The organism is Leclercia sp. 1548 (assembly GCF_050435045.1).
Taxonomy (GTDB): domain Bacteria; phylum Pseudomonadota; class Gammaproteobacteria; order Enterobacterales; family Enterobacteriaceae; genus Enterobacter; species Enterobacter adecarboxylatus.
Genome location: NZ_JBNDJP010000004.1, coordinates 104,642 through 125,889, shown reverse-complemented (window position 1 = coordinate 125,889; position 21,248 = coordinate 104,642). Strand labels below are relative to the sequence as shown.

Here is a 21,248-nt window from a genome sequence, read left to right as displayed (position 1 = left end):
ATCCATGAAAAGCATGAAACTGGAGTGGAAAAGAGGTGACTGGGCGGCGTACTTCGGGTTGATGACCAACAACCTGACGAACCTGCTGACCATGATGGGGCTGCTCATTTTTGTCGTCGGCATCCCGAAAGAGATTGTTTATGGCCGTATTGCGCCAGCCTTCGGGCTGGCGGTACTGGTGGCGAGCGTCTGTTATGCGTGGTTTGGTCTGCAGATGGCGCGCCAGACCGGGCGTAACGACGTGACCGCACTGCCGTCGGGGCCGAGCGCCCCGTCGATTTTCACCGTCACCTTTCTGGTGCTGATGCCGGTCTATCAGCAGACCGGCGATGCCGATTTCGCCATCCAGATCGGCCTGGTGTGGTGCTTCGTGGAGGCGATGATCCTCGCGGGCGGTTCCTTCCTGGGTGAAACCATCCGCAAGATGATCCCCCGTACCGTGCTGCTGTCGTGCCTGTCTGGTTTAGGGTTGCTGCTCCTGGCGATGAACCCGATGCTGCAGGCGTTCGAAGCGCCGACTGTGTCATTCATCGTGCTGCTGCTGATCTTCATCAACTGGTTTGGCAAAAAGCCGATCTTCGCCCGCATCCCCACCGGTCTGCTTCTGCTGATCGCCGGTACGGCACTGGCGTGGATCTCCGGCCTGCAAAGCCCGGAGGCGATCAAGGCCTCAATGTCCTCCTTCGGCTTCAACCCGCCGGAAGTGCATATCGACAGCTTTATGCAGGGGCTGCCGCACGCGCTGCCGTATCTGGCGTCGGCGGTTCCACTGGGGCTGGCGAACTACATCTTTGACCTGGAAAACATTGAGAGCGCCCACGCGGCAGGGGATGAGTACCCGACCCGCAAGGTGATGCTGGCCAACGGTCTGGCCTCCATGCTGGGCTGCCTGATGGGTAACCCGTTCCCGGTAACGGTCTACGTCGGCCACGCGGGCTGGAAAGCGATGGGGGCGAGCATCGGTTATACGCTGGCCTCCGGCGTGACCATGTTCATCGTGCCGCTGTTCGGGCTGGGGGCCTTTATGCTCGCCATCATCCCGATGACCGCCATCGTGCCGATTCTGGTCTTTATCGGGGTGGTCACCGCCAACCAGGTGGTGAGGGAAACGCCCAAAGTGGAGGTGCCCGTTATCTTCATCTGCCTGTTCCCGTGGATCGCCAACTGGGCGCTGACCATGATGAACAGCGTGATGGGGGCGGCGGGCACCAACGCGGCGAAAATCGGCACCGACGTGCTGCACAGCAAAGGGATTTACTACGAAGGGCTGATGCACCTTGGCAACGGTGCCCCCCTCGCCAGCATGCTGTGGGGCTGTATCGCCATCTTCGCCATCATCAATAAACCGCTGCGCGGTGCCGTTGCTGCCGCCGTCGGTGCGCTGCTGGCCCTGTTCGGGGTGATCCACGCCCCGGTGGTCGGCTTCGCCGAGGGCAGTTCGCTGACCTTCGTGCTGGCCTATCTGATGATGAGCGGCATGTTTGTGGTGAAGCATGTGCTGGATAGCCGGGAAGCGGCGAGCGCGGCGGCACCGGTTTCTGAAGCTTAAGAGCGACCCCTCACCCTAACCCTCTCCCCATAGGGGAGAGGGAACGATTACACCCTCTCCCCTAGGGGGAGAGGGCAGGGGTGAGGGGCCCAGACCGCACCGTTACGAAGGAAAACGTATGAAACAACTCATGGTCGTCGCCATCGGCGGCAACAGCATTATCAAAGATAACGCCAGCCAGTCGATTGAACACCAGGCGCAGGCGGTGAAAGCGGTCGCGGAGTCGGTGCTGGAAATGTTGGCCTCCGACTATGACATCGTGCTTACACACGGCAACGGTCCCCAGGTGGGGCTGGATCTGCGCCGGGCCGAAATTGCCCACGAGCGGGAAGGACTGCCGCTCACCCCGCTGGCAAACTGCGTGGCCGATACCCAGGGCGGGATCGGCTACCTGATCCAGCAGGCGCTGAACAACCGCCTTGCCGCTCGCGGCGAGCAAAAGGCGGTGACGGTGGTCACCCAGGTGGAAGTGGATAAAAACGACCCCGGCTTTACCCATCCCACTAAACCCATTGGCGCGTTTTTCAGCGAGGCCCAGCGGGACGCGCTTCAGCAGGCCCATCCCGACTGGCATTTCGTCGAAGATTCTGGCCGCGGATACCGCCGCGTGGTGGCCTCGCCGCAGCCGGTGCGTATCGTCGAAGCCGACGCCATCAAGGCTCTTACGCAAAAAGGCTTTGTGGTGATTGGCGCGGGCGGCGGCGGCATTCCCGTAGTGCGTACCGAACAGGGCGACTACCAGAGCGTGGATGCGGTGATCGACAAAGATCTCTCCACCGCGCTGCTGGCCAGAGAGATCCGCGCCGATGTGCTGGTGATCACCACCGGCGTGGAGAAAGTGTGCATTAACTTCGGCAAACCCAACCAGCAGGCGCTGGAGACGGTGAACGTGGCGCAGATGACGCGCTACATGGAGGAGGGCCACTTCCCGGCAGGCAGCATGCTGCCGAAAATCGTTGCCAGCCTGGCATTCCTGCACCACGGCGGCACGCGGGTGATCATCACCTCGCCGGACTGCCTGCCTGCGGCGCTGCGCGGGGAGACCGGTACCCATATTGTGGCTTAACCCCGGCGGGCTTCAGTCCGCTGCGTGTGTTGTGGCTTAACTTCGGCGGGCTTCAGCTGGCGGCATGCGGGTAATCATCACCTCGCCGGACTGTCTGCCCGCAGCGCTGCGCGGGGAAACAGGTACCCATATTGTGGCTTAACCCCGGCGGGCTTCAGCCCGCTGCGTGTGTTGAGTTTAACTTCGGCGGGCTTCCTGCCCGCTGTGTGTGGTGTGACTCAACTCCGGCGCGCTTCAGCTCGCGGCATGTGTTGTGGTTTAACCCCGGCGGGCTTTAGTCCGCTGTGAGTGTAATGAATTAACCCTGGCAGGCTTCGGCCCGCTGGTTGTGAATAGGTAAGTAAAAGGAAGAGACAATGACAGAGAATAAAAGCCGCCGGGAGTTTCTCAGCCAGAGCGGCAAAATCGCTACTGCTGCCACCGCCTGCGCCCTGTTTGGCGCGACCGGATCCGTCGCGTATGCTGCTGACCCAGCGAAACCGATCTGCGAGACGGGCAAACCGATGAACATCACCGCGACACACTACTATCTGGACAACGTGCTGCTGGAGGCCGGGTTTAACTTTGACGGCAACGTGGCCGTCAGCACCCGCACCGAGCTGAAAACGCTGGAGATCAAGGACGGCAAAATCGCCGCGCTGCTGGACAATAACAGCCACGCCGACGCCACGCTGCCGCACTACGATGCTGGCGGCAAGCTGCTGCTACCGGCGATGCGCGACATGCACATCCATCTGGATAAAACCTTCTACGGCGGCCCGTGGCGCTCGCTTAACCGTCCGGCGGGCACCACCATTCAGGATATGATCCGCCTTGAGCAGAAGCTGCTCCCGGAACTGCAACCCTACACTCAGGAGCGGGCAGAAAAGTTAATCGATCTGATCCAGTCGAAAGGCTCCACCATCGCCCGCAGCCACTGCAATATCGAACCGGTTTCCGGGCTGAAAAACCTGGAAAATTTACAGGCGGTACTGGCCCGGCGTAAACCTGGCTTCGATTGTGAAATTGTCGCCTTCCCGCAGCACGGACTGTTGCTCTCGAACGCTGAAAAGCTGATGCGCGAAGCGATGCAGGCCGGGGCGCACTACGTCGGCGGGCTGGATCCCACCAGCGTCGATGGCGCGATGGAGAAATCCCTCGACCTCATGTTCCAGATTGCGCTTGATTACGACAAAGGGGTGGATATCCACCTGCACGAAACCAGCCCGGCGGGCGTGGCGGCGGTGAACTACATGGTGCAGACCGTGGAGAAAACCCCCGAGCTGAAAGGCAAGCTGACCATCAGCCATGCCTTTGCGCTGGCAACGATGAACGAGCAGCAGGTGGATGAGATCGCCACCCGCATGGCGGCGCAGCAGGTGACTATCGCCTCCACGGTGCCAATTGGCACCCTGCATATGCCGCTTAAGCAGCTGCGCGATAAAGGCGTATTTGTCATGACCGGCACCGACAGCGTGATCGACCACTGGTCGCCGTATGGCCTCGGCGACATGCTGGAAAAAGCCAACCTCTATGCCCAGCTCTATATTCGCCCGAACGAGCAGACGCTTTCTCGCGCATTAGGGATAGCGACCGGCGACGTGCTGCCGCTGAACGACAACGGCGAGCGGGTATGGCCGAAAGCCCAGGATGCCGCCAGCTTTGTGCTGGTGGATGCCTCCTGTTCCGCCGAAGCGGTGGCGCGCATTTCCCCGCGTACCGCCACCTTCCATAACGGCAACCTCGTCTGGGGCACGGTAGGCTGAGAGATCCCCACAAAAAAATGGGCACGGTCGGCCCCCTCTCCCCTTTGGGGAGAGGGTTGGGGTGAGGGGAAAAATGCGACCTCCCTGTGGGCTGAGGCTCCCCACAAAAAATTGGCACGGTCGGCCCCCTCTCCCCTTTGGGGAGAGGGTTGGGGTGAGGGGCGAACATGCCACCTCCCTGTGGGCTAAGCGATCCTCACACAAAAACTGGCACGGTCGGCCCCCTCTCCCCTTTGGGGAGAGGGTTGGGGTGAGGGGAAACATGCCACCTCCCTGTGGGCTAAGCGATCCTCACACAAAAACTGGCACGGTCAGCTCCCTCTCCCCTTTGGGGAGAGGGTTGGGGTGAGGGGAAACATGCGACTCAGGTGGGCCGAGGGATCCCCACAAAAAACTGGCACGGTCAGCCCCCTCTCCCCTTTGGGGAGAGGGTTGGGGTGAGGGGAACAGGCGACCTCCCTGTGGAATAGGACAACAGATCGTATTGGCGCTACAGGTGATACCCCGATAATCGCAGCTCCCGGTCAATCCACTCGACAAACTGCTGGATCTTCCAGCTGCGCTCGTTCATATGCGGCATCACCAGATGATGCGCGTTAATGGCAATACCCGGCTCGGCGGGAAACACCTCTACCAGCGAACCGTCGTTCAGGTGGTCGGTGGCCATCATTTTACTTTCCAGAATAAACCCCAGTCCCATGCGGGCGGCTTCAAAGCTCATATAGGAACGGTCGAAGCTCAGGCTGAAGTTGAGCCAGGGCCTGTCGATGTTGTGCCACGCGAACCATTTTTCCCAGTTAACCAGGGTGCTGGTGGAGGAAATCAACGCCTGTTGCAGGAGATCCTGCGGTGACGCGACCGGGTGCTCGCGCAGATAGTCCGGCGAGGCCAGCACCACCAGCGCATCGTTTTTAATGGTCATCACCCGATAGGCGTCCCAGTCCGGGATGCCGTGACGAATATCGATATCGATGTTATCCCGGGCGAACTGCAGGTTTTCATACGAGCAGGTCAGGTTAACGGTGATATCAGGATAGTGCGCGCGAAACTTGCCCAGACGGCGCAGCAGCCATGTCAGGCCAAAAGTGGGGGAAGAGTGAATGCGCAGCACCGGGTTATCCGCTTCCTTCATTACCTGCTCGGTGGCGCGGCCAATCGCGCTCATGGCCGCCGACACGTCACGGAGGTACTTTTCCCCGGTCTGCGTAAGCAGTACGCCTTTGCCGCTGCGGATAAACAGCTTTTTGCCCAGCCAGGCTTCCAGCGCCGCAATCTGATGGCTCACCGCCGATGGTGTGACGTTAAGTTGCTCGGCCGCCTGGTGAATACTCAGGGCATTGGCGACCGCCAGGAAAGACTGAATATTTCGCAGCGAGGGTAAGGGTAGCGTCTGGCGATCCTGCGCGGGCATAACCCGTTCTCCTTGAATCTGTTGCGGTAAAAAAACATAGCATTCTGGCCTGGTGCCAGCAATGTTATTCGGGCTGAATGGATTAAACATGATCCCCGCCACATTTTTCTGCGCATTATATCCCGGCCAATTTCCGCGTTATTTTTATGACGTATATCGCGAATCAAATTTATCTCAGCAATAAATGAGTTTTATTGCATGGTGTTTCAAATGCAAGCCGATATATTGACGTTGAACACGAAATTAAAACGACTCACGTTGTTCGAATAATGAGGTAAAACATGTCTCGTATAGAACAAGCTACCCCCTACATAGCGACCAAAAAAACCAATTATCGCTTCGTGGTACTGGCGTTGATATTTATTGTGTATGCCATTAATTATGCAGACAGAACAAATATCGGAGCCGTACTTCCCTTTATCATCGACGAATTCCATATCAATAATTTCGAAGCCGGTGCCATCGCCAGTATGTTTTTTCTGGGCTATGCACTCAGCCAAATCCCGGCGGGCTTTTTTATCGCCAAAAAAGGCATCCGCGGTATGGTGGCGCTCTCCATTTTTGGCTTTTCTGCCTTCACCTGGCTGATGGGTACGGCGACATCGGTACTGGGGCTGAAGTTTATTCGTCTCGGCCTCGGGCTGACGGAAGGGCCATGCCCGGTGGGGCTGGCCTCGACCATCAACAACTGGTTCCCGCCGAAGGAGAAAGCCACCGCCACCGGCGTCTATATCGCCGCAACCATGTTTGCGCCCATTTTTGTTCCGCCGCTGGCGGTCTGGATCGCCATGACCTGGGGCTGGCGCTGGGTCTTTTTCTCCTTCGCCATTCCGGGGCTGGTTATCGCGGTAGTCTGGTATCTGCTGGTACGCACCAAACCCGGTGAAAGCGCCTTTGTCTCCCGGGCCGAGCTGGAAACCATTACTCAAGGGCAAGAGACGGCCACCTCCCGCCGGGAAAATATTGTCATCGCACCGCGCTTTAGCGGGCTTGACCGCCTGATCCGCGTTCGCGACCTCACCCCGGTAAGCACGGTAAAAGGGCTGTTCACCTCGAAGAACATTCTGGGCGACTGCGTGGCCTACTTCATGATGGTGAGCGTACTTTACGGCCTGCTCACCTGGATCCCGCTCTATCTGGTGAAAGAGAAGGGCTTTACCTTCATGAGTATGGGGCTGGTCGCCAGCATGCCTTGCATCGGTGGGTTCATCGGGGCCATCTTCGGCGGCTACGTCTCGGACAAGCTGCTGGGGCGCAGACGCAAGCCGACCATGATGTTTACCGCCATCAGCACCGTGGTGATGATGATCATTATGCTCAATATTCCGCAAAGCACCGTGGCGGTCTGCATCGGCCTCTTTTTTGTCGGTCTCTGTCTGAATATCGGCTGGCCCGCCTTTACGGCCTACGGAATGGCCGTGGCAGACAGTAAAACCTATCCCATTGCCGCGTCGATCATTAATAGCGGCGGCAATCTCGGCGGATTTGTCTCACCGATGCTGGCCGGTTATCTGCTGGATAAAACAGGAAGTTTTAATTCCGTCTTTATTTATTTCGGCATTTGCGCGGCCATTGGTTTATTCGTGATATTCCTGCTGGAAGAGCCGAAATAATAAATTTAATACCCCTCACGATCATGGAGTAAATATATGCTACTGAAAGATAAAGTCGCCGTTATTACCGGCGCGGCCTCCGTACGCGGTTTGGGTTTTGCCACCGCAAAATTATATGCCGAACAGGGGGCAAAGGTTGTCATTATTGATTTAAATGCCGACGCCAGCCAGGCGGCTGCGGCGAGCCTGGGAGCAGCCCATCTGGGCCTAGCGGCCAACGTCAGCAACGAGCAGCAGGTTAACGCCGCTATCGAGCAGGTGCTGGGTAAATACGGGCGTATCGATATTCTGGTAAATAACGCCGGGATCACCCAGCCCATCAAGCTGATGGATATTAAGCGCGAAAACTATGACGCGGTACTGGACGTGAGCCTGCGTGGCACCTTGTTGATGTCCCAGGCGGTGATCCCCACCATGCGCGCTCAGCAGTCCGGCAGTATCGTCTGTATCTCCTCGGTATCGGCCCAGCGCGGCGGCGGCATTTTCGGCGGGCCGCACTACAGCGCGGCAAAAGCGGGCGTGCTGGGGCTGGCAAAAGCCATGGCGCGCGAGCTGGGGCCGGATAACGTGCGCGTGAACTGCATCACCCCGGGACTGATTCAGACCGATATCACCGCGGGCAAACTCTCCGATGAGATGAAAACCGCCATTCTGGCGGGCATCCCGCTGAACCGTCTTGGCGATGCGCAGGATATTGCCCGGGCCGCGCTGTTCCTGGGCAGCGATCTCTCTTCCTACTCCACCGGCATCACGCTCGACGTGAACGGCGGCATGCTGATCCACTAAGGAGACATCAACATGACTGATACGACAGTACAACAGGTTGCCGCTGCCGCCTGGCGCATTCGCCGCTATGCGCTGCGGATGGGGGAAGTGCAGGGGCAGGGTTATATCGGCCAGGCGCTGGGCTATGCAGATGTGCTGGCCACCGCTTTTGCCCACGGCATGTCCATCAAACCCGACGAACCCGAATGGGAAGGACGCGACCGCTTTCTGCTCTCCCACGGACACTACGCCATCGCCTGTTATGCGGCGCTGATCGAGGCGGGGATTATTCCTGAAGAGGAGCTGGAGACCTACGGCTCGGACGACAGCCGTCTGCCAATGTCCGGTATGGCGACCTACACGCCGGGCATGGAGATCTCCGGCGGCTCGCTGGGACAGGGCTTAAGCATCGGCGTGGGCATGGCCCTGGGGCTGAAGCATAAAAACAGTGCAGCCTGGGTGATCAACTCCATGTCCGACGGCGAGCTGGACGAGGGGTCTACCTGGGAGGCGGCGATGTCTGCCGCCCATTACGGCCTGTCGAACCTGATCGTGCTGGTGGATATCAACCGTCAGCAGGCCGACGGCAACTCGCACAAAATCCTTGGCTTTGAGCCGCTGGAAGATAAGTGGACCTCGTTCGGCTGGTACGTGCAGCGGGTCAACGGTAATGACGTGCCATCTTTGGTCGCAGCCTTTGATAACGCGAAGCGCTACCCGGAGAGCCAGCCGCGCGTCATCCTGTGCGACACCCTGATGGGCAAGGGCGTGCCCTTCCTTGAGCAGCGCGACAAGAACCATTTCATACGCGTGGACGCTGACGAGTGGCAAAAAGCGCTCGCGGTACTGGACGCGAACAAACCGGAAGGAGTGCAATGATGAGCCAGACAAGCGAAAAAAAACCGCGTTTAACCACCTCGGCCATGATCGCCTCTATTGCCGACGAAGGTCAGGAGACCCGCGCCGCGCCGTTTGGCCACGCGCTGGTGAAGCTGGCGGAGCAACGCCCGGAGATCGTCGGCATGACGGCAGATCTGTCGAAGTACACCGATCTGCATATTTTTGCCCAGGCTTACCCGGAGCGCTTCTACCAGATGGGGATGGCGGAACAGCTGTTAATGGGCGCCGCAGGCGGGATGGCAAAAGAGGGCTTTATCCCCTTCGCCACCACCTATGCAGTATTTGCTACCCGCCGCGCCTATGACTTTATTCATCAGGTGATCGCTGAAGAGCATCTCAATGTGAAAATCTGCGCAGCGCTGCCGGGGCTGACCACCGGTTACGGCCCGAGCCATCAGGCAACGGAGGATATCGCCATCATGCGCGGCATTCCGGGCATGACCATTATCGACCCCTGCGACGCCATAGATACCGAGCAGGCGGTCCCCGCTATTGCGGCGCACAATGGCCCGGTCTATATGCGCCTGCTGCGTGGCAAAGTACCGGTGGTGCTGGATCAGTACAACTACCAGTTCCGCATCGGTAAAGCCGCGCTGCTGGAAGAGGGGAGCGACGTGCTGATTATCGCCTCCGGGTTAATGACCATGCGGGCGCTGGAGGCGGCAAAACAGCTGCGCAAAGATAACATCAGCGTGGCCGTGCTTCACTCGCCGACCATCAAGCCGCTGGACGAAGAGACCATTCTGGCGCAGGCGGCGAAGCCGGGCAGGCTGGTGGTAGTGGCGGAAAACCACAGCAGCGTCGGCGGGCTGTGCGAGGCGGTGGCCTCGCTCCTGATGCGCCATCGCGTGAACGTCGATTTCGATACCGTCGCACTGCCGGATGCCTTCCTCGATGCCGGGGCGCTACCGACCCTGCACGACCGCTATGGGATCTCTACCGCGGCGATGGTGGAAAAAATTCGCCGCAGGCTGTGACATTAACCGGGGCGAGGCCGACTCGCCCCGATCGCCATTAATATCCCACCTTATACACCCGTCCGCTCTGCACCCCTTCCACGCTGCGGCGATAGGCCTGGGCCACGCTCGCGGCGGGCACGCTTTCAAACCCCGGGAAGAAGCCGTCGTAGGCCTCGGCGGATTCGGTCAGTACCGTCGGGCTAATCAGGTTGATGCGGATCCCGCGCGGCAGTTCACAGGCGGCAGCGCGAACAAAGCCTTCCAGCGCCGCATTCACCGTGGTGGCGTTCACGCCCTGGGCAATCGGCTCGTGGGCCACAATCCCGCTAATCAGGGTAATCGAGCCGCCTTCATTCAGGTAATGCTGGCCGGTTAGCGCCAGGCGCACCTGACCCAGTAACTTGTCCTGCAACCCCTGGTTAAATTCGCTGTCGGTCATGGTCGTAAGCGGGCCAAAGTGCAGCCCGCCGCTGGCGGAGACAATCGCATCCACCGGGCCGATCTTCTCAAACAGCGCCTGCACGCTGGCCTGCGAGGTGATATCCACCTGATGATCGCCTTTCGTGCGGCCCACGCGAATGACGTCGTGACGACGACTTAACTCTTCTGTGACTGCGCGACCAACCGTACCGCTGGCACCAATAATGACGATTTTCATAGCCGACTCCTTATGTTGTGAGCCTTCATTGTTTAGCAAATTAAAAGAGGGATAAACTGGGCTAAAGTTAGATCATTACTAACCAGAGGTTTGCAATATGGATAAGCTTCGCGGAATGGAGACTTTTATCGCGGTGGTGGAGAGCGGCAGCTTTACCGGTGCTGCGGCGCGGCTGGAGATGTCGGCGGTGATGGTCGGGAAGTACATCGCCTGGCTGGAGGCGCAGCTTGGCACCCGGCTGCTGGAGCGCAACACCCGCCGCCAGAGTCTGACCGATGCCGGGCGGGTCTGGTTTGAAGAGGCAAAGCGGGTCATCGAGCAGGTCGCCATCGCTGAACGCTCGGTAGAGCGTCTGCGTACCGCCCCGGCGGGCACGCTGCGGGTGACGGCGCCCACCTCGTTCGGCGGGTGCGTGATCGCCCCGCTGACCGCCACCTTTTTGCAGCGCTTCCCGGAGGTGCGCGTCGAGCTGGATCTGACCAACCGGATGGTCGATCTGGTGGAGGAGGGGGTGGACCTGGCGATCCGTATCGGCGACATTCACACCGAGGATCTGGTGGCGAAATACCTTTGCCCGTACCGAATGGTGATCTGCGCCGCACCGGACTATTTAGCCCGTAACGGCACGCCGCAAACGCCGGACGATCTGGTGGATCATCTTTGTCTGTCGCACACGGTGTGGACCGCGCGCAACGAGTGGCGGCTACCGGGCATGGAGGGGGAGGTGCGCTGGAAGCGCGATGCGATCTTGCGCTGTAACGACGGGTACGGGCTGCGAATGGCGGCGATTGCCGGGGCTGGATTACTGTTACAACCGGAGGTGCTGGTGGCGGACGAGCTGGCGAATGGTCGGCTGATTCGGGTACTGGAGAATTTCACCCCCCAGCCGAGGCCGGTGCATTTGTTGTGGCGTCAGGACTTACGGCCGTTACCGAAACTTACCCAGTTTATCGCCCATATCATGCAGGCCCGGGAATCGTGCGATCTGTAACGCCCGGCGGTGCTGCGCTTGCCGGGCGTTACAGGATGGTGCGGTGATTTTCACCCTCTCCCTGTGGGAGAGGGTCGGGGTGAGGGCATCAGGCCGCACCAATCAGAAGCGATAACCTACGCCTACATTCCAACCGTTGATGCCGTAATCGTCGCCCAGATCGGCCGTGGTGCCTTCGTAACCGACGTGGATCGCCAGGTCAGGCGTTGCGTTGAACTGCACGCCCGCGCCGTAGGCGAAAGAGGTGGATTTCTCATCGATACCGTCGCGCTGGGTATAGTAGTCGCCACCGTTCACCCAGGTGGTGTGGCCGTCTGCTTTCACGCGCGCCACACCGCCCAGCGCATACAGGGAAACGAATTCGTTCAGGCGATACGCCGGGCCAGCCATCAGGGAGTAATATTTCACTTCGATATGGTTTTTAACGGAGTCAGAGAAAAGATAATAATGCTCGTCCTGATCGCCGCTCATATAGGTGAATGAGCCCACCAGGCTAACCGGGGAATCCCACTCATAGCGATACTGAACGTTCACGCCGCGGATATTTTTAAAGTCTTCAACGTTACTCTGCGCATAACCCACAGAAACGGTCTGATTATCCGCCAGAGCAGCGCCGCTTGTCAGCGTTGCCGCAACCCATACCGCCAGAGCTATTTTTTTCATTTTCCGTAATCCTTGTTGTCGTTTTTTATGTGTAATGCCATATCTCCCCATCCTTCAGGCTGGAGATATTCCACTGCAAATTAAGGCGGTAAAATTGTTGGTTTTTTTACCGGGGGATAAAATAGGGAATAATCTTAAAGGCCGGAATAGTCCTGGAATTAGCCCCCCCTGTATTGGTAGGGGAGCACGTTTACTCATCATAACCGTTGGTCATATTATTCTGAGTGTAATAATCCCGCAGATTAACCAACAGGAGACGTAAAGGGTAACTGGCGAGCAAGGATTTACTTTGCATCAGCAGGACCGGCATTAACCAGTAATTGACCGATTCTATTGTGCAGATCCCCTAACTCGCTCATATATTTATCAGGAGATTTCATGTAGTAGGTGAGTAGTGTCTGCTAATCGCCGTATTTAAAATCAATAGTGATTTTGAGCTTTTCAACATCGACTGTTATTTCACAGGCGTGCCAGAATGAGGGCCGTTGTGATGAGACATTTTCCACAATAAATGTCCTCAGCTCAACTAAGAGATCCAGCAATTCAGCATTGGCATGTGCGCCAGCAGTGAACCAGTTTGTCTCTCCTGAGGTGATGTCAACATAATCAAATTCACATTTGCAGTGGTCGCCTTCAGGCGACAGCTCAGCGCGCGCAATGATTTTTGCGGCACTATCGGGCGCTGCGGCTATTAAGACCGAGCCAATATCATTATAAATAGCCTGGGATTGACGCATCATTTTTCCTGACAGATAAATTAGTTCAAATGAGGCAATTTTATGCCCGTAATCATCATACACCATTCAGGCTAAAATTTGATAAAAATCGTTGCAAATTATGCTGTTATAATTTTTTCATCAGCGTTGCGTGACACAGGTGATTATGCTCCGTGTACTGAAGATGTAGTGAGTGGTTCCCATATTCGTATTTTGACCATCCATTGATCCAGCCAAGGAGCATGTCGACTTTGCCTTCGCCAGACAACGTGGGTTTTCCGAGCAATTTTGTAATGAATGTCCTGTCCATCCCGCCTTTAATTCCTGGGATAAAATTGCCTGTAAAAGGTGAATATCCATCTTCATTGCCAAAATAAAAATGAACATGACTTAAGCAGGCTTTCCGAAACCCCATCTCAATACCAGAGTGGAAAAATTTATAGTACTTCGTTTTCCCATCAGGATCGTTATATTCATCAGCTTCAGTTGATATAACCGGGGATTCACCAATAGCCTGACACAGGTTAATAACTTCAACAGAATCTTCCCTTTTACCAAGGACATCTATAAAACTAGCCCATTCCACTGTCATTTTATAACTCCCATCTGGCGTGTATTTCTCAACAATAATATCTTGTTTGTTAAAGCACAAATTTATAGCAAAAATTCCGCTAACCGAGTGCCAGGCAATTGTTAACTATTATAATAGGGTGTTCCCTGGGCTGTTTATCGATAATAAAAAAACCAGATGCTCAAACCTGCAGGCAGCCCCAGCCAGGTTAACTCAATACATATCAACACATCTTTGAAAGAGAAGGGGAAATCCTCCTTCACATTCCATGCTAATCCCGCACCGACTAAACGGCCAAGGAGCGTCAGGATGAACACGGCCAGACCTGTCGCGCAGCACAGGTAAACAAGGTTAATAAACGATTTAATGCTGTTTCTCATTTTCGAAATTCCCACTTGCGAATGCGGGATTTTTGTTCAGGAAAGAAGGTTAAACAGGTCCCGTCTGAGCTGATCGAATTCATCGTTTTCACCCATCAAAACCTTTCCGTTTCTATACAATACGAGATCGCTTAGTGACCCCATTCCGCTATACGTCTGTCAGCATGCCCCCGGCACAAAGGTCGGGGTTTGTCTATTTATTCAACAAATCAGGATTATACAGTGGTGATGCCTGCATTTTGGGCTTTATTTCATCATGCCAGATGCCAATTGCCCACTGCCGCGATTTCCCGTTAATAATCGGAACCGCCGCAAGATCAGTTTCAAAAGATGTTAATAACTGGCTGTAACAATGCATATAATCTTTTGATGATAAAGCGGAAAAATCTAATGTATCATCGAAGAGGTCATAGGTTTCATAAACTTTTTCCATAACCTCTGTGCTTACTCCGGCAATATAAGGCCGTAAATAAGAAGCGATAAAATCAATCGCGGAAGATCCCAATGAGACACCATCTTGTCCTCCGAAATACAACCATCCAGCCATAATTACCTCATAAGGTTAACAATATTTCCTGATTTTATTGTAACCAAAAAGGTTCATCATTTGGTCCTAATGCATTGTATTGCTCTGATGTTCTATTAACATCATCAATATAATGCGGCGCGTCGGTGAACCCCACTCTTACAGGTATATACTCATTAAAGCTTTGATAGTAAACCTCTGTACATTCTAATGCTTCATCAAAAGCTTTAAAGAATCGCTCAAAGACTGAAAACAAACTCCTTCCTTAAAAATTTAATCGGGAGTGATTTTTATCTATCCCAAATGACGACCACTCAATATTATCAGGTAATATTGCTGAAAATTCATTTTTAATGGAGTCCAGCTCGTTTTTAACTTTGGAAAGATCATCATAAGCTAAAGACCCACGATATAGCTTTTCCATTACCCAGGGGTATTTGCTACCGTTGGTGCCGTTTTCTAATAAAGAAAGCACCACATTAAAAAAAACTTTCACATCAGACGCTGGCCCAACTTCTGCAAGAGTCATCGCTGCAAGTATTCCTACATTTTTCATTGTGTTTTAAACCTGATTGAGGAAGGAGCAATTGCACCATTTGATTTTTCTACAACGCCTTTTACAATTTTCATTCTATCTACGGCTGTCACACTCTGCCCACGCATATCAATCACTAATTGCTTTTGCATTCCTTCAGGTAAATTCTTCTGTCGCTAAACAGCCTGTTTTGTAACATTGTTAATCAATCCATTTTTGTTAGTCGTAATATTATAGTTTTTTACTTCAACACTACAAACATATCCTTGGCACCAGTCAGGACGAACTCCGCCTTTCGTACCATAAGGAACCTCTTTGCCGTCTTTGAAGCTGACTTGTTCACGCCATCCGTCACCGAGATCTTTACCTACATCTATTTCTGATTGCCTGCGGCTGGGACGTGAAGCAGTGGCTATCTCATCGTTGGCTTAGACGCTTCAATAACATCACCTTTAGCCAGTGCCTTCTCTGCTATTTTGAGCACGCCTGCAGCAACACGTCCTCCTGGAATTAAGGAAGCGGCTGCATTGAGATAATCCAGTGCTGACTGTGCCTCCGCTACACTTTTTATAGTACCCACTACCGGAACAAAATCCGCTCCGAGCGAGGCCATCTCTTTCAGCGCTTCCCGACGCTCAGTGTACATTTTAACCGCGCAGGCTTCGGCGCTCATCCCGGCACAGTTTTCGTGCTTATAGCGTTCATTTTCGGCCTTCACCTGCTCTTCGGCCACTCAGGATGTGCGAGAGATTTAGAGAGTATTTGAGGGGGGAGAGCCGAACTACGGCTACACTGAAAGGACAGCTTTGATAAGGTTAATAAACGATTTAGTGCTGTTTTTGATTTGGCTAAATGTTTGAAAAATCTCATAGCCCGATGCAAATGATCGGGCTGTTCTTTACCTGAAACGGGACATTCTGGCGTGCCGACACAGATTTCAGGATTTTTACTTTTTATACTCCACAAACTTTTCTTCTAAATAATTCACCCAGTTCTCCATTAAATGATTCATATTTTCCGTCTGAGAATGCGTGGATGGATCATATCCATCAGAAGGAGGCATATATTTAACAAAACCCTCTATTTCAGCGGGGTAGTCAAAATCTGCATAAATAATTTCAACTTCAGATAATGGATCTGTAAAACTAGCACGATTGTTCCAAAGCCAGCTTAGAACAATAAATAACCATTTTTGCCTGATCGTCGAGTCATTGTCTTGCTCAAACCCTGTGCACAACTTCTCTAAAAAGAGAGACACCTCATTTGAATTCTCAGGCATAAGGAATGATAATTCAAGTTCAGAATCAGTATAACTTCCCGTTAAGACTATTTGTTCCGCTATCTTTATGGGCACGTCTGATGCAATGAGATTATTTTCATAACCCCACTTCACATCACACCATGAAAGATGAGTATTTTTAACAATAAAATCATAGGGTACCGGATATAACATCATGTCACTTATCCTTCAGTGGCCGTTGATTAGGAAGACCGGTTATATTACCACCTTCAATAAATCTTTGGTGTGTAATGTTCCCTTGCTTATCATAGATATACTCGTATATACCTTTCTTATCATTAAAGGAACCTTCAGCCTGAAGAAGTTTTCTTTCTACACCATCACCCCCTTTGAGAGTGAAAACTTTCCCTTCCATCAATTGCTCCCGGCTCAGATAACTCGCCCCCGATGAGTTGGGTCAGGTTTTAAACCACTACCAATTCTGTCTGCTTTAAGAATTTTATTAACAACCGAAGATTTTAATGCTGTTTCCACCATAGTCGTGGTTTTCACGACAATCTTCTCCGTGAGAACGACGCCGTTTTTCGCCACGCCTGCACCACCAGCAAGCAGTCCAGCTATATCGGTAACCAGCTTGCCACCTCCGACCCCCGCATTAAACGAACCACTGGCGCCAGCTTTCTGATACTCCGCTTCCAAATGGTCAATACGATCTATATAGGACTGCTTTATCGCATCTGAAACGTTACCTAACACATCGCCACTGTTAAACAGTGATTTCAGCGCTTCGTAAGTTTGATGCGGATTTACCCCGACCTTCACGATACCGTCAACGGCATCATACAGTCCTGCCGGCACGCCTGCGATCATCCCTGCTGCAAAGCTGCCATCCTGTCCAGGGTCAATTGCAGTCCATTTAGCCTGTGCGCCTGCCTTACACGCTAAAGTCTGCCATTCAAACGGCCAAGGAGCGTCAGAATGAACACAGCCAGACCTGTCGCGCAGCACAGGTAAACAAGGTTAATAAACGATTTAGTGCTGTTTTTCATTCTTGAGATTCCCACTTGCGAATGCGGGATTTTTGTTCAGGAAAGAAGGTTAAACAGGTCCCGTCTGATTGCATGCTCCCGGCGTAAGGGCCGGGAGCGTTGATGACTAATCGTCGTATCGGAAGTCTATATTGAGTTTCATTTTTTCAATATCCAGCGTCACTTCACATCCATGCCATGCAGGGCGGCCATTGGTCAGATTATTTTCGATATAGTAGTTGCGAAGCTCTACCAGATAACGAAGGATATCTGTATTCGCCCTTCCACCTGCCGTTAACCATTGAATTTCATCAGCAGCATCAAGATAATCATATTCATACTTACAATGATCGTTTTCAGGTGATAACTCTGCACGCATAATGATCTTTTTAGCTTCGTCGGGAGCAATGCTGTATAAAACAGTACCGATATCTTTATAAATCTCTTGATCATTTCTCATTATTTTCCTCCCGGAGCATTAATAAAGTTTTATTATACTGGGCGCTCGCCATTGATAGAGTATAAAACGTTAAAGCTTTCCGGGCGACCTACCGTTCCAGAATACACAGGTTCTATCTTAACATTGACCTGCTTACCCTCTTTCAGTGCAGCAGCCCACGTATTTTCCATTTGTTTCCAGACAACCTTATTCAGATTGCCACTCATTGGAACAATATTAAACTTCTCACCCAAACCTCCAAAAATACTGGCTATGAGGTGACCACTTTCATCCCCTGTAATCCCACATTTACCAGCCTTGCACTGTTGGTAGGTATTACGATCTCTCGTCAATAATGACAGATCGGCTTCAATAGATGCTACCCGTCCATGATTATCGGTCACAAAAGTTTTATCACCATCAATTTATACGTTTTATTTGGCAGAGGATTATTCAGCTGTTTACTCCAGTTTCCCTTACTACCAGATACAGCAACAATTTCATCACTGGCCTTATTGATTAGCGTAGACGCAGTATCAAGATCGTCTTTTGCCAGTGCCTTCTCTGCTGCTTTAAGTACTTTCCTTGCTCCGTCACCTGCCCCCGGAATAATCGCTATTACAGCGGCCAGATAATCTACTGCAGATTGCGCTTCCGCAAACCCTTTAATATCTCCGACGATGAGTACAAATTCCACACCAAATAACGCCATCTCTTTCAGCGCTTCCCGACGCTCAGTGTACATTTTAACCGAGCAGGCTTCGGCGCTCATTCCGGCACAGTTTTCGCGCTTATAGCGTTCATTTTCGGCCTTCACCTGCTCTTCGGCCACTTACTTTGTAATTTTACCCTGCGCCAGCATCGCTGCGATGTTGCCCTCAATTATGTATAGAGGCTATCGTCGTAGGGCGCTTCAGCCAGAATTTTTTGAATGTCAACTCGCGCCTCCGACTCCCAGGCTGGGTTCATATTCGCCATTATTTCAATAAATTTTGGAAAAGCGATGCGCCGTCCATCCCTCCCTTCAACCCTGTGTTCTAACTCATACTGGTAGGCAATCTGATAGGCGAATTCGGACATTATCCAATAAAGCAGCGTATTCAAAGAGTGAGTGACTTTTCGGGAAAACTCATACCCTCTTTCTGAGTAAATATAATTATATGAATCTTTTTCGAATGAAATATAGGGAGTGCCGTCGCCATAGGGAGCAGAACACAGATTCACTGAATGTTTTGGAAAACCTGCTCGTAAAATAATCTCATCAACTTGTTTTTGTATTTCATTAATATTGGCGAGCATATTAGTGAACCTCACTGCACACTATTTCAACGTTAACTGGATGTTGCTACCATCAGGAAAATCTCTTATTTGCAATGCAATATGGGCTCTTGCTTTCATTGCTACTGTCGATTTTTCTAAGTAAAGATTATCTGGCTCATATTTGCCACCCACAACAAACGGAATTTTGGGGGCCAGGCGATAGCCCGCAGGTATTGAACCATACTTCTTCTGCCATGCGTTTGCGAGTGGATAGCCTGTTAAGACCTGATAGTCTTCAAGTATGTTTTTACACCATTCATTGATATCAGGCGCAAGGTAATCAAAAGAGCCTGTTTCTGGATCGAACGTGTATATGCCATCTTTTTTTATACAAAATTGGCCGCCAAAAACATCTTCAGCAAAGAAAATGGCGTTACGAGCAAGATCATCGTAACAATCAATCCATAAGCTATTATCATTCCAGTCGATGAGGCCGATCTCTTCCCCGTCTGTCTCAACAGAGAAAACATGTAGAGCTGACTCGAAACCATAAAATCCGTTTCGTTTATTTAATAAATTAATTAAATCCTCAACCAGAGGATAATCATGAAAAGCTGCGGGTACTTTTTGCCCCTTTTCTGAGGAGATATCACTGCTGCAAACGGATAAGAGCTTTTCCCAAAATATAGACATGTTTAGTTCTCATATTTAAAGTCAATGTTAATCCTGAGTGTTTCAACGTTTACCGTTACCTCACAGCCCTGCCAGAACGGCTTTTCGAGTGATTGAACGTTATCAACGAAAAAATTCCTCAGTTCGACCACAAGATCTAAAAGTCTTGCACTGGCATCCGCTGTTTCAGTAACCCAATGCTGGTTTCCCTGTTTATCAACTTAGTCATAAGTAAACTCACCGCAGTCACTTTCAGGTTCTAACTTTGCGTTCAGAATGATTTCTACCGCATCCTCAGGCGCGATCGAAAGCAATACCGCACCAATATCATTATAAATGTCCTGGATTCGCGCATCTTTCCTCCTGTCTTGAACAAAAATCTAAAAAACCACCTGCGAGAGCGGGGGGTCAGGAAAGAAGGTTAAACAGGTCGCGCCGGAGCTGATCGAGTTCATCGTTTTCACTCATCAAAACCTTTCCGTTTCTATATATTACGAGATCGTTTAGAGACCCCATTCCACCATAGAGATTGAGAAAAATGTGTTTGGTATCATCAGAATCAAGCTCATATTTTCTAGCCAGTTTAAAAATACTGGCTGACCATTCGGCATATCCGCCTAATTCTAATAAGGTAGCCATGCGTTGCATTTTATCTACGATTAGAGTCGTTTTCTCGATAGTCATTTTACCGTCTTAATATCCATATTTTCAGAGGTTTTAAGTCCATAACATAGATACTGCAGATTTGTTGCCGCCAATGCAGGTCTGTAAGAACGATTCATTAAATGAGGTTAACGTAAACCCAGCGTATCGGGAAGGGCTTTGACAAAGTCGGACTCATCCCCCCGGTACGCTTTCGCAATTTCTGCAAAGGAATCGATAACGCGAATTTTCTCATCGTCCTTTAATAGCTGAAGCTCGGCGGCTATATGTTCCATCATTTCCACAGCGGCATCTGGATTGAGCGAATTTTCGTCAGTAAATTCAAGGAAAATGGCCATATCGGCAATAACTTTAATTAAATGATGTGATTGAGTCACAGATTGTTTCCCCACAATAAAGTCAATTCGGCGTATCGGAAAGCGTTTTAACAAAGTCATTATAGGCTTCATGAAGATGATAAAAATAAGCATCGGGCTCATCCTTAACAACCTCAAATCGTGCTAACAATTTCGTGAATAGCCCTTCGGGAACGGGATAAAGTGTGGCTTCGTTTTTATCACAATAAAAATAAAAAAAAAGCCTTTTCAAGTTCCGGGATAGAAAGTCTTTCCGCCTGGCTATAAAGATACTGATACGCGAAACGCCATTCACTGGACAGTAATAAGTAATCAAGTGCGGCTGATTTTAGTTCATCATTGACCTGGGACAGCTGCAAAAATCTCTGACAATATTTTAGCGCCGCGGGTTGATCTTCCATGAGCAGCATACCCAGATATTCCAGCGTATCATCATTCGGATCGTTAAATGAATTTGATTCGACATAGCCGTTTAACAGGTAGAGATCTAATCCTGTCTGTAGTTGATCAACTGATTTGGTTGTCATTTACAGGCTCCTGTC

General features: G+C 52.0%; 29 protein-coding genes and 3 pseudogenes. 9 read left to right on the top strand and 23 right to left on the bottom strand.

What is annotated here, in order from left to right:
• The first annotated feature begins 4 nt into the window (after positions 1-4).
• From ABIE02_RS13220 to ABIE02_RS13205, 4 genes and pseudogenes are all read left to right on the top strand, one after another.
• Positions 5-1,549 carry a hypothetical protein gene (locus tag ABIE02_RS13220; RefSeq protein WP_059307337.1) on the top strand — a complete coding sequence of 515 codons (1,545 nt, stop codon included), beginning with the start codon at positions 5-7 and terminating at the stop codon, positions 1,547-1,549.
• 118 nt (positions 1,550-1,667) lie between these two features.
• Entirely contained in the window at positions 1,668-2,615 is a 948-nt protein-coding gene (locus ABIE02_RS13215; RefSeq protein ID WP_151586234.1) for a carbamate kinase family protein, read from the top strand.
• Positions 2,616-2,673: 58 nt separating this feature from the next.
• Positions 2,674-2,757, top strand: a pseudogene (locus tag ABIE02_RS13210) (hypothetical protein); the annotation flags it as partial.
• Positions 2,758-2,971: 214 nt separating this feature from the next.
• The gene (locus ABIE02_RS13205) at positions 2,972-4,360 is read left to right on the top strand and encodes an amidohydrolase family protein (protein ID WP_234549208.1); all 1,389 of its coding nucleotides are present in this window, start codon (positions 2,972-2,974) and stop codon (positions 4,358-4,360) included.
• A 490-nt stretch (positions 4,361-4,850) separates the two neighbouring features.
• On the opposite strand, the gene ABIE02_RS13200 is transcribed toward ABIE02_RS13205, so the two are convergent.
• Entirely contained in the window at positions 4,851-5,771 is a 921-nt protein-coding gene (locus ABIE02_RS13200; RefSeq protein ID WP_059307340.1) for a LysR substrate-binding domain-containing protein, read from the bottom strand.
• Between the two features lie 281 nt (positions 5,772-6,052).
• Between ABIE02_RS13200 and ABIE02_RS13195 the strand changes: the two genes are divergently transcribed.
• The 4 genes from ABIE02_RS13195 to ABIE02_RS13180 are packed head-to-tail and all read left to right on the top strand — an operon-like array spanning position 6,053 to position 10,026.
• Positions 6,053-7,384: an MFS transporter gene (locus ABIE02_RS13195; protein WP_059307341.1), complete on the top strand. Its 1,332-nt coding sequence runs from the start codon at positions 6,053-6,055 to the stop codon at positions 7,382-7,384.
• A gap of 36 nt (positions 7,385-7,420) precedes the next feature.
• A complete protein-coding gene (locus ABIE02_RS13190; protein ID WP_150872201.1) occupies positions 7,421-8,170 on the top strand; it encodes an SDR family NAD(P)-dependent oxidoreductase in 750 nt (249 codons plus the stop codon).
• Positions 8,171-8,182: 12 nt separating this feature from the next.
• A complete protein-coding gene (locus tag ABIE02_RS13185) occupies positions 8,183-9,028 on the top strand; it encodes a transketolase (protein WP_032613440.1) in 846 nt (281 codons plus the stop codon).
• Positions 9,028-10,026, top strand: coding sequence for a transketolase family protein (locus ABIE02_RS13180; RefSeq protein WP_103792513.1), 999 nt, complete (start codon positions 9,028-9,030; stop codon positions 10,024-10,026). The genes ABIE02_RS13185 and ABIE02_RS13180 overlap by 1 nt, the downstream gene beginning before the upstream one ends.
• A gap of 37 nt (positions 10,027-10,063) precedes the next feature.
• Here ABIE02_RS13180 and ABIE02_RS13175 read toward each other — a convergent pair whose 3' ends face one another.
• Positions 10,064-10,666, bottom strand: a complete 603-nt coding sequence (locus ABIE02_RS13175) for a short chain dehydrogenase (RefSeq protein WP_032613438.1) — start codon at positions 10,664-10,666, stop codon at positions 10,064-10,066.
• Between the two features lie 97 nt (positions 10,667-10,763).
• Here ABIE02_RS13175 and ABIE02_RS13170 point away from each other — a divergent pair, with 97 nt between their 5' ends.
• The gene (locus ABIE02_RS13170) at positions 10,764-11,657 is read left to right on the top strand and encodes a LysR family transcriptional regulator (RefSeq protein ID WP_164540924.1); all 894 of its coding nucleotides are present in this window, start codon (positions 10,764-10,766) and stop codon (positions 11,655-11,657) included.
• A 102-nt stretch (positions 11,658-11,759) separates the two neighbouring features.
• On the opposite strand, the gene ABIE02_RS13165 is transcribed toward ABIE02_RS13170, so the two are convergent.
• The 21 genes and pseudogenes from ABIE02_RS13165 to ABIE02_RS13065 all read right to left on the bottom strand — a co-directional run bounded on the left by ABIE02_RS13165 (position 11,760) and on the right by ABIE02_RS13065 (position 21,233).
• On the bottom strand, positions 11,760-12,320 hold the full coding sequence (locus tag ABIE02_RS13165; protein WP_164540923.1) for an Ail/Lom family outer membrane beta-barrel protein: 561 nt from the start codon (positions 12,318-12,320) through the stop codon (positions 11,760-11,762).
• A gap of 401 nt (positions 12,321-12,721) precedes the next feature.
• Positions 12,722-13,057 (bottom strand): hypothetical protein, encoded by a 336-nt coding sequence (locus ABIE02_RS13160; protein WP_103792511.1) that lies wholly within the window; start codon positions 13,055-13,057, stop codon positions 12,722-12,724.
• Positions 13,058-13,163: 106 nt separating this feature from the next.
• Positions 13,164-13,628, bottom strand: a complete 465-nt coding sequence (locus tag ABIE02_RS13155; protein WP_144882617.1) for a hypothetical protein — start codon at positions 13,626-13,628, stop codon at positions 13,164-13,166.
• 134 nt (positions 13,629-13,762) lie between these two features.
• Positions 13,763-13,987, bottom strand: a complete 225-nt coding sequence (locus ABIE02_RS13150; RefSeq protein WP_164540921.1) for a hypothetical protein — start codon at positions 13,985-13,987, stop codon at positions 13,763-13,765.
• Positions 13,988-14,023: 36 nt separating this feature from the next.
• Positions 14,024-14,140 (bottom strand): annotated as a pseudogene (locus tag ABIE02_RS13145) (DUF6966 domain-containing protein); the annotation flags it as partial.
• Between the two features lie 40 nt (positions 14,141-14,180).
• Positions 14,181-14,534, bottom strand: a complete 354-nt coding sequence (locus ABIE02_RS13140; RefSeq protein ID WP_146054039.1) for a hypothetical protein — start codon at positions 14,532-14,534, stop codon at positions 14,181-14,183.
• Between the two features lie 34 nt (positions 14,535-14,568).
• Positions 14,569-14,769: a hypothetical protein gene (locus tag ABIE02_RS13135; RefSeq protein ID WP_164540919.1), complete on the bottom strand. Its 201-nt coding sequence runs from the start codon at positions 14,767-14,769 to the stop codon at positions 14,569-14,571.
• Between the two features lie 9 nt (positions 14,770-14,778).
• Positions 14,779-15,069: an Imm70 family immunity protein gene (locus ABIE02_RS13130; protein ID WP_164540917.1), complete on the bottom strand. Its 291-nt coding sequence runs from the start codon at positions 15,067-15,069 to the stop codon at positions 14,779-14,781.
• Positions 15,066-15,200 carry a hypothetical protein gene (locus ABIE02_RS13125; RefSeq protein WP_260985652.1) on the bottom strand — a complete coding sequence of 45 codons (135 nt, stop codon included), beginning with the start codon at positions 15,198-15,200 and terminating at the stop codon, positions 15,066-15,068. The genes ABIE02_RS13130 and ABIE02_RS13125 overlap by 4 nt, the downstream gene beginning before the upstream one ends.
• 260 nt (positions 15,201-15,460) lie before the next feature.
• The gene (locus ABIE02_RS13120; protein WP_241258644.1) at positions 15,461-15,766 is read right to left on the bottom strand and encodes a hypothetical protein; all 306 of its coding nucleotides are present in this window, start codon (positions 15,764-15,766) and stop codon (positions 15,461-15,463) included.
• A 228-nt stretch (positions 15,767-15,994) separates the two neighbouring features.
• A complete protein-coding gene (locus ABIE02_RS13115; protein WP_200142784.1) occupies positions 15,995-16,504 on the bottom strand; it encodes a DUF2247 family protein in 510 nt (169 codons plus the stop codon).
• 1 nt (position 16,505) lies between these two features.
• Positions 16,506-16,703, bottom strand: a complete 198-nt coding sequence (locus ABIE02_RS13110; protein ID WP_336995176.1) for a hypothetical protein — start codon at positions 16,701-16,703, stop codon at positions 16,506-16,508.
• 95 nt (positions 16,704-16,798) lie between these two features.
• Positions 16,799-17,239, bottom strand: a pseudogene (locus ABIE02_RS13105) (VENN motif pre-toxin domain-containing protein); the annotation flags it as partial.
• A 204-nt stretch (positions 17,240-17,443) separates the two neighbouring features.
• Positions 17,444-17,776 (bottom strand): hypothetical protein, encoded by a 333-nt coding sequence (locus ABIE02_RS13100; protein ID WP_032613425.1) that lies wholly within the window; start codon positions 17,774-17,776, stop codon positions 17,444-17,446.
• 32 nt (positions 17,777-17,808) lie between these two features.
• Complete coding sequence (locus tag ABIE02_RS13095) at positions 17,809-18,159, bottom strand: DNA/RNA non-specific endonuclease (protein ID WP_336995178.1); 351 nt, start codon at positions 18,157-18,159, stop codon at positions 17,809-17,811.
• Positions 18,156-18,572 (bottom strand): hypothetical protein, encoded by a 417-nt coding sequence (locus ABIE02_RS13090; protein WP_336995179.1) that lies wholly within the window; start codon positions 18,570-18,572, stop codon positions 18,156-18,158. Before ABIE02_RS13090 ends, ABIE02_RS13095 begins: the two co-directional genes overlap by 4 nt.
• Before the next feature lie 65 nt (positions 18,573-18,637).
• Positions 18,638-19,054 carry an Imm63 family immunity protein gene (locus tag ABIE02_RS13085; RefSeq protein WP_032613423.1) on the bottom strand — a complete coding sequence of 139 codons (417 nt, stop codon included), beginning with the start codon at positions 19,052-19,054 and terminating at the stop codon, positions 18,638-18,640.
• A 21-nt stretch (positions 19,055-19,075) separates the two neighbouring features.
• On the bottom strand, positions 19,076-19,708 hold the full coding sequence (locus ABIE02_RS13080) for an SMI1/KNR4 family protein (protein ID WP_336995180.1): 633 nt from the start codon (positions 19,706-19,708) through the stop codon (positions 19,076-19,078).
• 387 nt (positions 19,709-20,095) lie between these two features.
• Positions 20,096-20,371 (bottom strand): DUF6966 domain-containing protein, encoded by a 276-nt coding sequence (locus tag ABIE02_RS13075; protein WP_130588319.1) that lies wholly within the window; start codon positions 20,369-20,371, stop codon positions 20,096-20,098.
• 107 nt (positions 20,372-20,478) lie between these two features.
• Positions 20,479-20,820 (bottom strand): hypothetical protein, encoded by a 342-nt coding sequence (locus tag ABIE02_RS13070; RefSeq protein ID WP_336654172.1) that lies wholly within the window; start codon positions 20,818-20,820, stop codon positions 20,479-20,481.
• 86 nt (positions 20,821-20,906) lie between these two features.
• Positions 20,907-21,233, bottom strand: coding sequence for a hypothetical protein (locus ABIE02_RS13065; protein WP_336654173.1), 327 nt, complete (start codon positions 21,231-21,233; stop codon positions 20,907-20,909).
• Positions 21,234-21,248 lie beyond the last annotated feature (15 nt).

Excerpts from the sequence above, each read along its gene's own strand:
- ABIE02_RS13160 (WP_103792511.1), bottom strand. The coding sequence starts at position 13,057 with ATGCGTCAATCCCAGGCTATTTATAATGATATTGGCTCGGTCTTAATA.
- ABIE02_RS13220 (WP_059307337.1), top strand. The coding sequence starts at position 5 with ATGAAAAGCATGAAACTGGAGTGGAAAAGAGGTGACTGGGCGGCGTAC.
- ABIE02_RS13175 (WP_032613438.1), bottom strand. The coding sequence starts at position 10,666 with ATGAAAATCGTCATTATTGGTGCCAGCGGTACGGTTGGTCGCGCAGTC.
- ABIE02_RS13065 (WP_336654173.1), bottom strand. The coding sequence starts at position 21,233 with ATGACAACCAAATCAGTTGATCAACTACAGACAGGATTAGATCTCTAC.
- ABIE02_RS13085 (WP_032613423.1), bottom strand. The coding sequence starts at position 19,054 with ATGCTCGCCAATATTAATGAAATACAAAAACAAGTTGATGAGATTATT.
- ABIE02_RS13200 (WP_059307340.1), bottom strand. The coding sequence starts at position 5,771 with ATGCCCGCGCAGGATCGCCAGACGCTACCCTTACCCTCGCTGCGAAAT.
- ABIE02_RS13155 (WP_144882617.1), bottom strand. The coding sequence starts at position 13,628 with ATGACAGTGGAATGGGCTAGTTTTATAGATGTCCTTGGTAAAAGGGAA.
- ABIE02_RS13165 (WP_164540923.1), bottom strand. The coding sequence starts at position 12,320 with ATGAAAAAAATAGCTCTGGCGGTATGGGTTGCGGCAACGCTGACAAGC.
- ABIE02_RS13185 (WP_032613440.1), top strand. The coding sequence starts at position 8,183 with ATGACTGATACGACAGTACAACAGGTTGCCGCTGCCGCCTGGCGCATT.
- ABIE02_RS13170 (WP_164540924.1), top strand. The coding sequence starts at position 10,764 with ATGGATAAGCTTCGCGGAATGGAGACTTTTATCGCGGTGGTGGAGAGC.
- ABIE02_RS13150 (WP_164540921.1), bottom strand. The coding sequence starts at position 13,987 with ATGAGAAACAGCATTAAATCGTTTATTAACCTTGTTTACCTGTGCTGC.
- ABIE02_RS13195 (WP_059307341.1), top strand. The coding sequence starts at position 6,053 with ATGTCTCGTATAGAACAAGCTACCCCCTACATAGCGACCAAAAAAACC.
- ABIE02_RS13205 (WP_234549208.1), top strand. The coding sequence starts at position 2,972 with ATGACAGAGAATAAAAGCCGCCGGGAGTTTCTCAGCCAGAGCGGCAAA.
- ABIE02_RS13115 (WP_200142784.1), bottom strand. The coding sequence starts at position 16,504 with ATGATGTTATATCCGGTACCCTATGATTTTATTGTTAAAAATACTCAT.
- ABIE02_RS13215 (WP_151586234.1), top strand. The coding sequence starts at position 1,668 with ATGAAACAACTCATGGTCGTCGCCATCGGCGGCAACAGCATTATCAAA.
- ABIE02_RS13075 (WP_130588319.1), bottom strand. The coding sequence starts at position 20,371 with ATGACTATCGAGAAAACGACTCTAATCGTAGATAAAATGCAACGCATG.
- ABIE02_RS13125 (WP_260985652.1), bottom strand. The coding sequence starts at position 15,200 with ATGCAAAAGCAATTAGTGATTGATATGCGTGGGCAGAGTGTGACAGCC.
- ABIE02_RS13180 (WP_103792513.1), top strand. The coding sequence starts at position 9,028 with ATGAGCCAGACAAGCGAAAAAAAACCGCGTTTAACCACCTCGGCCATG.
- ABIE02_RS13070 (WP_336654172.1), bottom strand. The coding sequence starts at position 20,820 with ATGCTTATTTTTATCATCTTCATGAAGCCTATAATGACTTTGTTAAAA.
- ABIE02_RS13080 (WP_336995180.1), bottom strand. The coding sequence starts at position 19,708 with ATGTCTATATTTTGGGAAAAGCTCTTATCCGTTTGCAGCAGTGATATC.
- ABIE02_RS13130 (WP_164540917.1), bottom strand. The coding sequence starts at position 15,069 with ATGAAAAATGTAGGAATACTTGCAGCGATGACTCTTGCAGAAGTTGGG.
- ABIE02_RS13190 (WP_150872201.1), top strand. The coding sequence starts at position 7,421 with ATGCTACTGAAAGATAAAGTCGCCGTTATTACCGGCGCGGCCTCCGTA.
- ABIE02_RS13140 (WP_146054039.1), bottom strand. The coding sequence starts at position 14,534 with ATGGCTGGATGGTTGTATTTCGGAGGACAAGATGGTGTCTCATTGGGA.
- ABIE02_RS13110 (WP_336995176.1), bottom strand. The coding sequence starts at position 16,703 with ATGGAAGGGAAAGTTTTCACTCTCAAAGGGGGTGATGGTGTAGAAAGA.
- ABIE02_RS13100 (WP_032613425.1), bottom strand. The coding sequence starts at position 17,776 with ATGAGAAATGATCAAGAGATTTATAAAGATATCGGTACTGTTTTATAC.